Origin of the sequence: Luteimonas chenhongjianii, from assembly GCF_002327105.1 — a bacterium.
Lineage (GTDB): Bacteria > Pseudomonadota > Gammaproteobacteria > Xanthomonadales > Xanthomonadaceae > Luteimonas > Luteimonas chenhongjianii.
This window is the reverse complement of the sequence record NZ_CP023406.1, coordinates 1,593,820-1,607,734: the sequence shown is the minus strand read 5'-3', so window position 1 is coordinate 1,607,734 and position 13,915 is coordinate 1,593,820. Positions and strand designations below refer to the sequence as shown.

The following is a 13,915-nucleotide window of genomic DNA, read 5'->3' as shown; positions in this document are numbered from 1 at the left end:
CTCGTTCAGAAGCAGGCCCCCTCAGTGCCTCAGGTGCCGCGGTCGCAGGCCGAGTGCCACCATCGCGGCCACATAGGTCGCCCCGCCCGCGCCGATCACCAGCAGCAGCCAGCCGATGCGGTGGAGCGCGCCGTCGATCTCGGTCCACGCGCCGATCCACAGCCGCAGGCCCAGCACGACGACGGCCATCGCCGCGCAGGCGCCTGCCAGGCGCAGCGCGTAGCCGGCCCAACCCGGCTCCGGGGCGAAGATCCCGCGATGGCGCAGATAGCGCCACAGCAGCGCCGCGTTGACTACGCCCGCCAGGGCGGTAGCCAGCGCGATGCCGCCATGCGCTCCCGGCACGTCGTAGATCCACAGCGGCGTGGTGATGACGATGGTCAACACCACGTTCGCCACGACCGTCCAGATCGCCGCGCGCATCGGCGTCCTGGTGTCCTGGCGCGCATAGAAGGCAGGCGCCAGCACCTTGCTGAGCATGAAGGCGGGCACGCCCAGGCTCATCGCGGTGAGGCTCACCGCCGCCATGCGCGTGTCTTGCGCACCGAACGCGCCGTAGTTGTAGACCGTGGCGGTGATCGGCTCGGCCAGCAGCAGCAATCCCAGCCCGGCCGGCACACCGGCCAGCAGCGCCATGCGCAAGCCCCAGTCCAATGACTGGCTGTAGCCCCGCCCATCCTCGGCCGCGTGGCGGCGCGAAAGGTGCGGCAGGATCACCGTGCCCAGCGCGACGCCGAACAGCCCCAGCGGAAACTCGATCAGCCGGTCCGAGTAGTAAAGCCAGTCGACGCTGCCCGCCGCCAGCAGCGACGCGAACGCGGTACCGACGATCAGATTGACCTGCGCGACCGACGAAGAGAACAGCGTCGGCAGCATGAGCCGCCCGACCTTGCGCACCTCGGGATGGCGGAACCCCGGGCGCAGCCGCGGCCGCAGTCCGAGACGCCCGAGCGAGGGCCACAACAATGCGAGCTGCAGGAACCCGGCGATCAGCACACCCCAGGCCAGGCCCTCCGGCGGCACCGCGAAACGCGGCGCCAGCCAAAGCATCGCCGCGATCATCGTGAGGTTGTGCAGCACCGGCGTGAATGCCGGCAGCGCGAACCGGCCGTAGGTATTGAGGATCGAGGCCGACAGCGACATCAGGGAGATGAACAGCAGATACGGAAACGTGATCCGCAACATCTGCGCGGTCTGGGCCAGCAATTCGGGCTGGTCCGCCCAGCCCGGCGCGAACAGGCGCGCGATCAAGGGGGCCAGCAGCATCCCCAGCGCGCAGACCACCAGCACCACGGCACACAGCGCGCCGGCCATGGCATCGATGAAGGACTTCAGCGCCGCACGATCGCCACGTTGCCTGATTTCGTTGAGCACCGGCACGAAGGCCATCGCCATCGAGCCCTCGGCGAATACCCTGCGCAGGAAATTCGGGATGCGATAGGCGACAATGAACGCACTCATCGCCGGATTCGTGGCGCCGGTGCCGAACAGCGTGGCCTGCAGCATGTCGCGGGCGAAGCCGGCGATCCGCGAAAGCAGGGTCATCGCGCTGAACGCCGCGCTCGAGCGCAGGAGTCCGCCGCCGCGTTTGCCAGGTGGGCTGGTCGCGGCCGGATCGGGAGCCGTCATCCCGAGTGTCCGTTCAGGCCGGGCTGGTTGACGCAAGTATCTGAAACACCCATAATTTCCTGCTCAAATTTCCATTCGTCCGGCGACGCCGGATTTTCACACGTCCAGCTCCCAGGAATCCATCGTGGCAAACATCAAGTCCGCCAAGAAGCGCGCCAAGCAGACCGTTGTGCGCAATGCGCGCAACTCCGCCCAGCGCTCGCAGCTCCGCACCGCCGTCAAGAAGGTGCTCAAGGCCCTCGAAGCCAACGACGCAGCCGGCGCCCAGGAGGCGTTCAACGTCGCCCAGCCGATCCTCGACCGTTTCAGCTCGCGTGGCCTGATCCACAAGAACAAGGCCGCACGTCACAAGAGCCGTCTGACGGCCCGCATCAAGGCGATCAAGGCCGCCGCCTGATCTCCTGCCCGGCCGCTCCGGCGGTCGATGCGCGAAAAACCCGGCTTCTGGCCGGGTTTTTTATTGGTCGATCATTGAAGCGACGACTGCCGCGGAGACGAATCCGATTCCCGGCCGGAGACCGTGCGGCATACCCACGGCCCGGGCACGCAACACAGGCGCGCAATTGTGGGGGCGTTCGACCGTCCAATATCGCCACACGCATGGCGCGGATGCATCCCGCCATGAGTCCGCGCAGAGTACGCGCACCCGCAACGGCGATCCGACGCAGGCATTCCGGACGATGGCGCCTCCCGGCGCGAAGGACCGAGCCCGCCCGACATCACTCTCCTGCGCACCTCGCCTTGATCGGCAGGCAGACGGCCTGCCCCGGCCGACGGCCGGGCGCATACCGTCCGACGTCAGACCTCAGACGGCGTCCGCGGCCTCACGGGCCTCGCGATCCAGGTCGTCGAGCGCAGCCTGCACCTTGAGCATGACCTCACGCGTGCCCTCATGGGCCAGGCCCGAGATCAGGAACCACGGCTTGGTCCAGCCGAGCTCGCCGATGATGCGCGCCGCCTCACGCTCGGCCTCTTCAGGCAGCAGCGTGTCGGCCTTGTTGATCAGCAGCCAGCGCGGCTTGTCGAGCAGGGCGGTATCGAACTTCTCGAGCTCGCGCTCGATCGCGCGCACTTGGTCGACCGCGTCGCTGCCGTCGAGCGGCGCGATCTCCACGAGATGCAGCAGCAGGCGGGTACGCTGGATATGCCGCAGGAACAACGCGCCGAGGCCTGCGCCATCGGCCGCACCTTCGATCAGTCCGGGAATGTCGGCGATCACGAAGCTGCGCGCCGGCTCCACACTGACCACGCCCAGATTCGGATAGAGCGTCGTGAACGGGTAGTCCGCGACCTTGGGCGTGGCCGCCGACACAGCCCGGATCAGCGTGCTCTTGCCGGCATTCGGAAAGCCCAGCAGGCCGATGTCGGCGAGCAGCTTGAGTTCCAGGCGCAGCGTGCGCTCCTCGCCCTGCTCCCCTGGCGTCGACTGCCGCGGCGTGCGGTTGGTCGAACTCTTGAAATGCATGTTGCCAAGACCGCCCTTGCCACCACGGGCGACCAGCAGACGCTGCCCATGCTCGGTGAGATCGCCGATCACCTCGTCGGTCATCACGTTGTGCACGACCGTGCCGACCGGCACCACGATGACCAGCTCGTCGCCGCCCTTGCCGTACATCTGCCGGCCCATGCCGTTCTCGCCGCGCTGGGCGCGGAACATCGTCTGGTGGCGGAAATCCACCAGCGTGTTGAGATTCTCGTCGGCGACGATCACCACGCTGCCGCCGTCCCCGCCGTCGCCGCCATCGGGGCCGCCGAGGGGAATGAACTTTTCGCGCCGGAATCCGACGCAGCCATTGCCGCCGTTGCCGGCGGTGACAGTGATTTCGACTTCGTCGACGAGTTTCATGCAGGCAACCGGAAAAAAGCGGAACGGTAGAAGGAACGCGGGTTCGGCACACGCGGCGATGACACGCGCATCGCCGACCAGCTTACCCGAGGCCCCGGACGCCGATGCATTGCATCGCCTGCGACCGGGTAGAGAAGGATGGGTCTTGATGCCCACCAACGAAAAACCCCGCCGAAGCGGGGCTTTCCGACAATCACGTGTCGCGGGAGGCTCAGGCCTCGGCGATCACGCTGACGGTGCGGCGGTTCTTCGGGCCCTTGGTCCCGAACGCGACCTTGCCGTCGACCAGCGCGAACAGCGTGTGGTCACGACCGAGGCCGACGCCGGCGCCCGGATGGAACTGGGTGCCGCGCTGACGCACGATGATGTTGCCGGCTTCGATTTCCTGGCCGCCGTAGATCTTGACGCCCAGATACTTCGGGTTGGAGTCGCGGCCGTTGCGCGAAGAACCTACGCCCTTTTTATGTGCCATGCCTGCTGCTCCTTACTTGCTGCCACCGGCGATGCCGGTGATCTCGATTTCGGTGTAGTGCTGACGGTGCCCCTGACGCTTCATGTGGTGCTTGCGGCGACGGAACTTGATGATGCGGATCTTGTCGGCGCGACCATGACTGACGACCTTGGCGGTAACGCTGGCGCCCTTGAGCGCGTCGCCGATCTTGATGCCGTCGCTGTCGCCGAGCATCAGGATGTTGTCGAACGTGATCTCGTTGCCGGCTTCGGCCTCGAGCTTCTCGACGCGGAGCGTTTCGCCCTGCGCGACGCGGTATTGCTTACCGCCGGTGACCAGTACTGCGTACATGTGGAGCCTCTCGTATCTGTGTTGGTTCTGTAGTTATTCTTGTGCCCGGCCGCCATCGAGGGCGGACAGGAGCGGAATTGTAGGGGATTCAGTGCATTAGGGTCAAATCGCCCCACAATCCGGGCCCGAGGGCCATCGGCGACGCTGGGGCGGCACCCCGGGCGGGCGGGGCGACGCGGCATTCATGCTCGCCCGTGCACCCTGCCCGCCCGTTCTCAGAGGCTGAGACGCCGACGCCCGAAACTGGCGTTCCCGCGATTTGCCCCCAAATCACCGGCTCGGTAGTCTGACCGATTGCTCGTTGGCGCGACGCCTCGGCTTCCCTGTCACGCGCGCAGGCCACTTCCTCCCCCGCTCCACAACCTGGATCTGACGTCGATGGCGATGGACACCATCCGCATTCGCGGTGCCCGTACCCACAACCTCAAGAACATCGATCTCGACCTGCCGCGCGACCAGCTGATCGTCATCACCGGCCTGTCGGGTTCGGGCAAATCGTCGCTGGCGTTCGACACGATCTACGCCGAGGGCCAGCGCCGCTACGTCGAGTCGCTGTCCTCGTATGCGCGGCAGTTCCTCAGCGTGATGGAGAAGCCGGACCTCGACCACATCGAAGGCCTGTCGCCGGCGATCTCGATCGAGCAGAAGTCGACCTCGCACAATCCGCGCTCGACGGTCGGCACGATCACCGAGATCTACGACTACCTGCGCCTGCTCTATGCCCGCGTCGGCAGCCCGCGCTGTCCCGACCATGGTTATCCGCTGGAGGCGCAGACGGTCAGCCAGATGGTCGACCACGTGCTCACCCTCGACGGCGATACGCGCTGGATGCTGCTGGCGCCGGTGGTGCGCGAGCGCAAGGGCGAACATGCGCAGGTGTTCGAGCAGCTGCGCGCGCAGGGCTACGTGCGCGTACGCGTCGATGGCGCGCTCTACGAGATCGATGCGCTGCCCACGCTGGCGCTGCGCCAGAAGCACACGATCGAAGCGGTGATCGACCGGTTCAAGGTGCGCGATCCGTCCACCGAAGAAGGGGCCGGCATGAAGCAGCGCCTGGCCGAATCCTTCGAAACCGCGCTCAAGCTCGGCGAGGGCATGGTGTCGGTGCAGTCGATCGACGACGCCTCGGCGCCCCCGCAGCTGTTCTCGTCGAAGTACAGCTGCCCGGTCTGCGACTACGCATTGCCGGAGCTGGAGCCGCGGCTGTTCTCGTTCAATTCGCCGATCGGCGCCTGCCAGACCTGCGACGGCCTGGGCGTGAGCGAATTCTTCGATCCAGATCGCGTGGTCGTGCATCCCGAACTGTCGCTCGCGGCCGGCGCCGTGCGTGGCTGGGACCGCCGCAACGCCTACTACTTCCAGCTGCTGCAGTCGCTGGCCAAGCACTACGGCTTCGACGTGGACACGCCGTGGCAGGAACTGCCGCAAAGCGCGCGTGACGCGGTGCTGTCGGGCAGCGGCAGCGAGACCATCACGTTCACCTACATCACCGATTCGGGCGCGCGCACCCAGCGCAAGCACCGTTTCGAAGGCATCGTGCCGAATCTCGAGCGGCGCTACCGCGAGACCGAATCGTCGGCGGTGCGCGAGGAGCTCGGCAAGTACATCAGCGAGCGTCCCTGTCCCGAATGCGAAGGCGCGCGGCTGAACCGCTCGGCGCGCAACGTGTTCGTCGCCGACCGGCCGATGCAGTCGCTGGTCGTGCTGCCGATCGACGAGGCGCTCACCTTCTTCAAGTCACTCGAACTGCCAGGCTGGCGCGGCGAGATCGCCGCCAAGATCGTCAAGGAGATCGGCGAGCGGCTGACCTTCCTCGTCGACGTGGGCCTCGACTACCTGACGCTGGAGCGCAAGGCCGACACGCTCTCGGGTGGCGAGGCGCAACGCATCCGCCTGGCCTCGCAGATCGGGGCCGGCCTCGTCGGGGTGATGTACGTGCTCGACGAGCCGTCGATCGGCCTGCACCAGCGCGACAACGAGCGCCTGCTCGGCACGCTGACCCGCCTGCGCGACCTCGGCAACACGGTCATCGTCGTCGAGCACGACGAGGACGCGATCCGCCTGGCCGACCACATCGTGGACATCGGCCCCGGCGCCGGCGTGCATGGCGGTGAAGTGGTGGCGCAGGGTACGTACGAGGACGTGCTCAAGGCGCCGCGTTCGCTGACCGGCCAGTACCTCAGCGGGCGCCGGCGCATCGAGATTCCGACCAAGCGGCACAAGCCCAACCCGAAAATGCAGCTCCGGCTGCTGGGCGCGTCCGGCCACAACCTCAAGAACGTCGACCTGACGATCCCGTCCGGCCTGTTCACCGCCGTCACCGGCGTGTCAGGCTCCGGCAAGTCGACGCTGATCAACGACACCCTGCATTCGCTGGCCGCCAACGAGATCAACGGCGCCTCGCACAAGCCGGCGCCGTATCGCGAGATCGAAGGTCTGGATCTCTTCGACAAGGTGGTCGACATCGACCAGTCGCCGATCGGCCGCACGCCGCGCTCCAATCCGGCGACCTACACCGGGCTGTTCACGCCGCTGCGCGAACTGTTCGCGCAGGTCCCGGAGGCGCGCGCACGTGGCTACGCGGCGGGACGTTTCAGTTTCAACGTACGCGGCGGACGCTGCGAGGCCTGCCAGGGCGATGGGCTGTTGAAGGTGGAGATGCACTTCCTGCCCGACGTCTACGTGCCCTGCGATGTCTGCCACGGCAAGCGCTACAACCGCGAGACGCTGGAGATCCTCTACAAGGGCCACAGTATCCACGACGTGCTGGAAATGACGATCGAGGATGCGTTGAGCCTGTTCGAGAACCTGCCGCCGATCGCGCGCAAGCTCGAAACCCTGGTCGATGTGGGCCTGAGCTACATCAAGCTCGGCCAGAGCGCGACGACGCTGTCGGGCGGCGAGGCGCAGCGCGTCAAGCTGTCGAAGGAACTGTCGCGCCGGGACACCGGGCGCACGCTCTACATCCTCGACGAGCCGACGACCGGCCTGCATTTCCACGACATCGAGCACCTGCTCGCCGTGCTGCACAAGCTGCGCGACGACGGCAATACCGTGGTGGTGATCGAACACAATCTCGACGTGATCAAGACCGCCGACTGGGTCATCGATCTCGGACCCGAGGGCGGCCACCGCGGCGGGATGATCATCGCCGAGGGCACCCCCGAGCAGGTGGCGGCGATGCCGCAGTCGCATACGGGCCGGTTTCTTGCGCGTCTGCTCGAGACCAGGCTGCCGGAGCCGGCGGCGCCCAAGGCCGAGCGCAAGCTCGCCCGCAAGTCCGTCACCCATTTTCCCAAGCCATTGCCGCGCAAGGGCGCATCGACCAAGGCGGCCGAGGCCGATGCGAAGGCGCGCGCGGAACTGACGAAGGCCGCACCGAAGAAGAAGCCGGCAACGGTGAAAGGACAGAAGGAATGAGCGATTCGAAAGTGTTGATCCGGATGCCGATCGAGCTGCGCTGGCGCGACCTGGACGCGTTCAATCACGTCAACAATTCCAATTTCATGACCTACCTCGAGGAGGCGCGCATCCGCTGGTTCGACACCGCCGGCGAGCCCTGGGTCACCGACCAGACGGCGCCGCTGCTGGCGGCCGTGCAGATGAACTACAAGGTGCCGATCCCCTACCCGTCGAAGATCGTCGTCGAACTGCTGGCAGACCGGATCGGTACCAGCAGCGTCACGATCGGGCATCGCATCGTCTCCGACGATGGCGCCACGCTCTTTGCCGATGGCCATGTGGTGATGGTGTGGATCGACCGCGCGACGGGACGTCCGACCGCGCTGCCCGAGTCGGTGCGCGCACGGGCGCTTGCCGCGTCCTGAGGCGCAGCGGCGCGGCGGCGCATCGCGCGCCTGCGTGCGGGGTCCAGACGCGGGCTAACATGCCAAGCCCACCGAAGGAGCCCAGGCGATGCCCCAGCTGATCGAAATCCAGGACCACGGCCCGATCCGCGAACTCAAGCTCGCGCGCCCTCCGGCCAATGCCCTGGATCTTGCCCTGTGCACCGCCTTGCACGAGGCGATCGACACCGCCATCGCCGACGGCGTGCACGGCGTCGTGCTCGCCGGTGGGCCCAGGCTGTTCTCGGGTGGACTCGACGCGCCCTACCTGCTGTCGCTCCCCGACACCGCATCGCTGCGCGAGGCCTGGGGCGCTTTCCTGTCCGTGGCGCGCGCGCTCGCCGCAGCGCCTGTGCCGGTGGCGGCCGCGATCGGCGGCCATGCGCCGGCCGGCGGTTGTGTGCTGGCACTGTGCTGCGATTACCGCGTCATGGCGTCGGGCCCCTACCGGATCGGCCTCAACGAAACCCAGGTCGGCCTCATCGCCCCGGATGGCATCCAGCGGGTGATGCGCCGCACGATCGGCGCGCGCCAGGCCGAACGCCTGCTGGTCGGCGGCCTGACCGTCGAATCCGGCGAAGCCCTGCGGCTGGGACTGGTGGACGAGCTGGCCGACATCGAGGATGTACCGCTCCGCGCCCGCGACTGGCTGGCGTCCCTGCTCGCACTGCCGCGCGCGCCGATGCTGGAAACCCGCGCGATTGCCCGCGCGGACCTGATCGAGGCGATGTCGGAGCAGCACATCCAGCTCGACCGTTTCGTCGATTCATGGACGGCCCCCGATACCCAGGCCGGCCTGCGGGCGCTGGTGTCGCGACTGGGGCGGTAGTCGCCTCGACGCACCGCGGCGCCGGCTCGCGCCGATTCGCACTGGCGGCTGCTGCGCGGCCCAGGCGAAAGATGCCGTGGCGGCCCACAGCTGCAGCGCGGGCTGCGAGCACACCGGAGCCGGCGCGCGCAGGTGACGGCCTCGCCAGGATTCCCCCGGCTCAGTCGCTCCCGGTCGCCACTTCCGCGGTCGGATCATCCACCCAACCACTCCACGATGGCGCGTAGAGTTTCGCGCCTTCCAGTCCGGCGTGCGCGAGCGCCAGCAGATGATGGCAGGCGGTCACGCCGGAGCCGCACATCACCGCCACTTCCGCCGGCGCGCGACCGGCAAGCAGGACCTCGAATTCCGCCGCGAGCGCAGCGGCAGGCTTGAAACGGCCCGCCTCCATGTTCGCGGTGTAGGGGCGGTTGCATGCGCCGGGCACATGGCCTGCGCGCGGATCCAGCGGTTCGACCTCGCCCCGGAAACGCGCGGGTGCGCGCGCATCGATCAGCAGACCGCCCGCATCGAGGTGGCGGCGCACCGCATCGGCATCCCGCAGCAGGCGGGTCTCGTCAAAAGCGCGTGGCGGATGCGGCGCATGCGCCACCTCCCGCGGCGACGACGCGACCGGCAGCCCCGCCGCCTGCCACGCCGCCCAGCCACCGTCGAGCACGGCGGCCTCGCGGTGACCGGCGCTTTGCAGCAGCCACCACAACCGTGCAGCAAACGCGCCGTCGCTGTCGTCGTAGGCGACCACCTGCATGCGCGGCGCGATGCCCAGTCGCGACAGCGTTTCGGCAAAGGCATCGGCACCGGGCCAGGGGTGCCGCCCGCGCCCGCCGCCCTTGGCGCCGGACAGATCCCGCTCCAGATGCGCGTAGGTCGCGCCCGGGATATGCGCTGCGCGCCATGCGGCCTCGCCCGCCTCGTCGGCGGCGCCGGCAATGGCGAGCGTGAACCGGCAGTCGACGATGCGCAGGGTCGCGTCGGGCAGCGCGGCCATCAGCGCAGCCGGATCGACCAGCGTCCTCCAGGGCCGGGTCATGCGCGTGCCAGCCGGTCGCGCAGGTTGAGCAGGATCGACGCGGTCGCGCCCCAGATGCGGTGGGCGGGCGAGGTCGCCAGCCTCTGGTACTCGAGCACGTGGCGCGTGCGCCCGAGGAATTCGATGTCGACGTGGCGCAGGTTGTCCGGCGCCAGCAGGAAGTCCAGCGGCGCCTCGAAGATCTCCGCGACTTCGCCCGGATCGGCCAGCGGCACGAACTGCGGGTCGAGCATGGCCACCACCGGCGTGACCCGGAAGCCGGTGATCGTCACCAGCGGATCGAGATAGCCCAGCGGACTCGCCTGCGAAGCGCGCAGCCCGACCTCTTCACCGGCTTCGCGCAGGGCCGCCTGCAACGGCCCTGCGTCCCCGGGCTCCAACCGGCCGCCGGGAAAGCTCACCTGCCCCGCGTGATGGCGCAACGTGTCGGTGCGCCGGGTGAGCACGGCCTGCACGCCGCCCGCGCGCGGCACCAGGCCGACCAGCACCGCCGCTTCGCGCAGCACCGTCGCCGGTTCGAGCAGGCCTTCAAGCTCGCCGAGATTCCAGCCACGCAGCGCAGGCGGCGCGTCGAGCGGATGCAGCGCGCGCGCAAGCCCGGCGGGATCGAGGTCGAATCTCACGCGCGCGCCGCCTCGCGCGCCGGCAACACCACATCCATGAGATGCGCGCGCTCGCGATCGCTCATCTGCGACCAGCCGCCGATCTCGGCGAGGGTGCGCAGGCAACCGTGGCAACTGCCGTGCTCGTCGAGGGTGCAGACACCGGTACAGGGCGTGAGCAGGGCGCGGTGGCGTTCGTCCATGGGATCGATTCTACGGGCACGGATACGACGACGCCGACGTGCGGGGCACGTCGGCGTCGGGATCTGCTTGACGGGTGCGCGGATCAGCGGACGCTGAGCAGCTTCACCATCACGCCGACCGGCTGCCTGGCGATTTCCTGGGTGCCTTCGCCGCTGACGAACTTGCCCGGCGGAAACACCACTTCGAACACCGCATTCAACGGCATCAGCGGCAGCACTTCGCGAAGGCCGGCGATCTGCGCTTCGGAGACCTTGAAGGCCGGCGTGCGGTCTTCCTGGGTCAGCGGGATGCCCACCGGAACCACGAGTGCCTGGTAGGCGATCTCGACGGTGCTGTTGGCGGTCGGCTTGGCGCCGGCGCCGGCTTCGACAACGCGGTACATCACGCCGCTCGGCAGCGAGATCACGCCTTCGCGCGCCTTGTATTCGTTGAGGAACGTGGTGGCCTGGCCCTCGTTCTGGGTCAGGGCCGCGCGACGCTCGGCGACGATCTTCTGCTGCATGCGCTGCTGGAACGCGTTGTAGGCCGCGCCCATCTGCTCGGGCGTGTAGGTCGGCGTCTTGCGACCATGGCCGTCCTGGAGACCCTTGATGATCGTGTTGACATCCACCGACTCACCGGTCTCCGCCAGACGATTACCCAGATCGAAACCCAGCGCGTAGCTCAGCGTGGTCCGGTCGGTCGCGCTGGCTGCCGGGGCTGCCGCCTGCTGCGCAAACGCCGCGCCGCTGAACGTGATGGCCGCGATAGCGACCGAAATAAAACGCAACTTCATTCCATGGATCTCCGCTAGGTCAGATTTCGATATCGCCTGTCGCGCAAAGGGGCGGTCGAACCGCCCCATCTGGACGCGTTAGGATAGCGGTCGCAGGGCTTAACCGCTACTGACGACCTCATCTAGACCGCGGCGGCCCGCACAAGTTCCAAGGGGCGCCGCTCTTGCGCCTGGAGTCCCATGTCCAAATCCCCGTTGCGCGTCGAAGATCACGGTGCCGTGCGCGTCATTACCGTCGATCGTCCCGAGAAGCTGAACGCATTGAACTCGGCCACGCTCGATGCCTTGCATCTGGCCTTCGACGATGCCGCCGCCACTGACGCGGTTCGCGTGATCGTCCTGACCGGCGCAGGTCCGAAGGCATTCGTCGCCGGCGCGGATATCTCCGAGATGGCCGAGTTGCGCCCGGTCGAGGGGCGCGATTTCGCGCTGCGCGGCCAGGCGATGATGCGCCGCGTCGAAACCCTGCCCAAGCCGGTGATCGCGATGATCAACGGATTCGCCCTGGGCGGCGGACTGGAGCTGGCGATGTGTTGCCACCTGCGTATCGCCGCCGACACCGCCAGGCTCGGCCAGCCGGAAGTGAACCTGGGCCTGATTCCCGGCTTCGGCGGCACCCAGCGCCTGCTGCGCCTGGCGGGCCGCGCGGCGACACTCGAGCTGTGCCTGACCGGCGCGCCGATCGACGCCGCGCGCGCCCGCGAACTGGGCATCGTGAATCGCATCGCACCTGCAGCCGAGCTGCAGGCGCAGACGATGGCGCTGGCGGAGCAGTTGGCCAACGCCGCGCCGCTGGCGCTGCGCGGCGTGCTCGACTGTGTCAACAGCGGCGGCGAGTGCTCGATCGGCGAAGGCCTCGCCTTCGAAGCCGCGCAGTTCGGGCTGATGTTCGCCACCGAGGACATGCGCGAGGGCACGCGCGCATTCCTCGAGCGGCGCAAACCCGAGTTCAAGAACCGCTGAGCCGCGCTGACCCATCATGACGCGCCCCCCGACCGCCCGCACACCATCCCTCGACGCGCTCGAACGCCTGGTCGAACGACTGCGCGCGGACGACATCGATGCCGCGATCGATGCCGGTCTGATGGACGACTGGCCGGACGCGTGCGCCCGGGCACTCGAAAGTGATGCGCGCGCCCTGCTGCTGGCGACACGCGCCCGCCTGCGCACGGCCTGGGCAGCGCGGGCCCGCTTCGAGGCCCGCAGTACGCGGCTCGCGCGACGCGCGGAAGTGCGCGACGCCTCGCGTCGCGCGCCTCGGCCCGGACCGGCAGCGACCGCCGCCACACCGGCAACGGTGGACGCAGCGCCTGCCCACCCCGCGCTGCCACCGAAGGCCGCGGCATTGCTGGCCCGTGCCAAGGCGCGCGCCGGCAGTGGCACGTCGTGAACACGTCCCTTGCCACGGCTGCGCCGAGGCGCCGCGGACCGACGCTGACGCGCGCCGAGATCCACGAGTTCTTCGCCCGGCTGCGCGAACTCGACCCCGAACCGAGCACCGAACTCGAATACACCACGCCCTTCGAGCTGCTGGTCGCGGTGATCCTGTCCGCGCAGGCCACCGATGTCGGGGTCAACAAGGCCACGCGCCGGCTCTATCCGGTCGCCAACACACCGCAGGCCATCCTCGACCTCGGCGAGGACGCGCTCAGGCGCCACATCGCGACCATCGGTCTGTTCAATGCCAAGGCCAGGAACGTCATCGCCGCCTGCCGCATCCTGGTCGAGCAACACGGCGGAGAAGTCCCGCGCGACCGCACTGCACTCGAGGCATTGCCGGGCGTCGGCCGCAAGACGGCCAACGTCGTGCTCAACACGGTGTTCGGCGAGCCGGCGATCGCGGTCGACACGCACATCTTCCGGGTGGCCAACCGCACCGGACTCGCACCGGGCAAGGACGTTCGCGCGGTCGAGGACCGTCTGATGCGCGTGGTGCCCGACGAGTTCCTGCTCGGCGCGCATCACTGGCTGATCCTGCACGGCCGCTACACCTGCAAGGCGAGAAAGCCGGACTGTCCGGCCTGCGTGGTGCGCGACCTGTGCCGCTTCAAGGACAAGACACCCGGCGGGCTCGAACCCGGGTGACGTCTCGGGCATGAATCCGCGCGCGGACGCTCGGCCTCATGCCCTTCACGCCCTGCCACGCCGCCCGGGTTTCCGGAGCGACATGCAGGACATCCGGGTGACGGTCGCCGGGAACGGCGGGCCGCATCAGTGCAAGTCGCGACGAAGAGGCCTGCCGCCGACGTGAGATCCAGCGTCCCCAGCGCCGCGGCGCACATCGCCTGACGGAGTCCAGGCCCGGCGTTTCCGTCCTGCCGCCGGCCCGCCAGCCAAGGTTTTCCGTCAATTC

Annotated in this window: 13 protein-coding genes and 1 pseudogene; 7 read left to right on the top strand and 7 right to left on the bottom strand. The window is 68.3% G+C overall.

Translation table 11 applies throughout. The annotated features are described in order from the left end of the window. Window positions 1-21: 21 nt before the first annotated feature. Complete coding sequence (murJ, locus tag CNR27_RS07370; RefSeq protein ID WP_096297603.1) at window positions 22-1,629, bottom strand: murein biosynthesis integral membrane protein MurJ; 1,608 nt, start codon at window positions 1,627-1,629, stop codon at window positions 22-24. 124 nt (window positions 1,630-1,753) lie between these two features. Here murJ and rpsT point away from each other — a divergent pair, with 124 nt between their 5' ends. Next, window positions 1,754-2,026, top strand: a complete 273-nt coding sequence (gene rpsT, locus CNR27_RS07365) for a 30S ribosomal protein S20 (RefSeq protein ID WP_096297602.1) — start codon at window positions 1,754-1,756, stop codon at window positions 2,024-2,026. Window positions 2,027-2,434: 408 nt separating this feature from the next. Here rpsT and cgtA read toward each other — a convergent pair whose 3' ends face one another. From cgtA to rplU, 3 genes are all read right to left on the bottom strand, one after another. After that, window positions 2,435-3,475: an Obg family GTPase CgtA gene (cgtA, locus tag CNR27_RS07360; RefSeq protein ID WP_096297601.1), complete on the bottom strand. Its 1,041-nt coding sequence runs from the start codon at window positions 3,473-3,475 to the stop codon at window positions 2,435-2,437. Window positions 3,476-3,686: 211 nt separating this feature from the next. Next, complete coding sequence (rpmA, locus tag CNR27_RS07355) at window positions 3,687-3,947, bottom strand: 50S ribosomal protein L27 (RefSeq protein ID WP_096297600.1); 261 nt, start codon at window positions 3,945-3,947, stop codon at window positions 3,687-3,689. A 12-nt stretch (window positions 3,948-3,959) separates the two neighbouring features. Further along, entirely contained in the window at window positions 3,960-4,277 is a 318-nt protein-coding gene (rplU, locus tag CNR27_RS07350) for a 50S ribosomal protein L21 (protein WP_096297599.1), read from the bottom strand. Between the two features lie 378 nt (window positions 4,278-4,655). On the opposite strand from rplU, the gene uvrA reads away from it, so the two are divergent. From uvrA to CNR27_RS07335, 3 genes are all read left to right on the top strand, one after another. Then, complete coding sequence (uvrA, locus tag CNR27_RS07345; protein ID WP_096297598.1) at window positions 4,656-7,697, top strand: excinuclease ABC subunit UvrA; 3,042 nt, start codon at window positions 4,656-4,658, stop codon at window positions 7,695-7,697. Further along, entirely contained in the window at window positions 7,694-8,104 is a 411-nt protein-coding gene (locus tag CNR27_RS07340) for an acyl-CoA thioesterase (protein ID WP_096297597.1), read from the top strand. Before uvrA ends, CNR27_RS07340 begins: the two co-directional genes overlap by 4 nt. 88 nt (window positions 8,105-8,192) lie before the next feature. Then, the gene (locus CNR27_RS07335) at window positions 8,193-8,951 is read left to right on the top strand and encodes an enoyl-CoA hydratase/isomerase family protein (protein WP_096297596.1); all 759 of its coding nucleotides are present in this window, start codon (window positions 8,193-8,195) and stop codon (window positions 8,949-8,951) included. A 160-nt stretch (window positions 8,952-9,111) separates the two neighbouring features. Here CNR27_RS07335 and CNR27_RS07330 read toward each other — a convergent pair whose 3' ends face one another. The 3 genes and pseudogenes from CNR27_RS07330 to CNR27_RS07320 all read right to left on the bottom strand — a co-directional run bounded on the left by CNR27_RS07330 (window position 9,112) and on the right by CNR27_RS07320 (window position 11,562). After that, entirely contained in the window at window positions 9,112-9,981 is an 870-nt protein-coding gene (locus CNR27_RS07330) for a sulfurtransferase (protein WP_096297595.1), read from the bottom strand. Beyond that, window positions 9,978-10,786 (bottom strand): annotated as a pseudogene (locus tag CNR27_RS07325) (NUDIX hydrolase). The gene CNR27_RS07330 and the pseudogene CNR27_RS07325 overlap by 4 nt, the downstream one beginning before the upstream one ends. An 83-nt stretch (window positions 10,787-10,869) precedes the next feature. Continuing rightward, the gene (locus tag CNR27_RS07320) at window positions 10,870-11,562 is read right to left on the bottom strand and encodes an FKBP-type peptidyl-prolyl cis-trans isomerase N-terminal domain-containing protein (RefSeq protein ID WP_157745309.1); all 693 of its coding nucleotides are present in this window, start codon (window positions 11,560-11,562) and stop codon (window positions 10,870-10,872) included. Window positions 11,563-11,742: 180 nt separating this feature from the next. Between CNR27_RS07320 and CNR27_RS07315 the strand changes: the two genes are divergently transcribed. Genes CNR27_RS07315 through nth form a run of 3 tightly spaced genes read left to right on the top strand, consistent with a single transcriptional unit; the run spans window position 11,743 to window position 13,647 of the window. Further along, window positions 11,743-12,525, top strand: coding sequence for an enoyl-CoA hydratase/isomerase family protein (locus CNR27_RS07315; protein ID WP_096297593.1), 783 nt, complete (start codon window positions 11,743-11,745; stop codon window positions 12,523-12,525). 16 nt (window positions 12,526-12,541) lie between these two features. Further along, complete coding sequence (locus CNR27_RS07310) at window positions 12,542-12,952, top strand: hypothetical protein (protein ID WP_096297592.1); 411 nt, start codon at window positions 12,542-12,544, stop codon at window positions 12,950-12,952. Further along, a complete protein-coding gene (nth, locus tag CNR27_RS07305; RefSeq protein WP_096297591.1) occupies window positions 12,949-13,647 on the top strand; it encodes an endonuclease III in 699 nt (232 codons plus the stop codon). The genes CNR27_RS07310 and nth overlap by 4 nt, the downstream gene beginning before the upstream one ends. Window positions 13,648-13,915 lie beyond the last annotated feature (268 nt).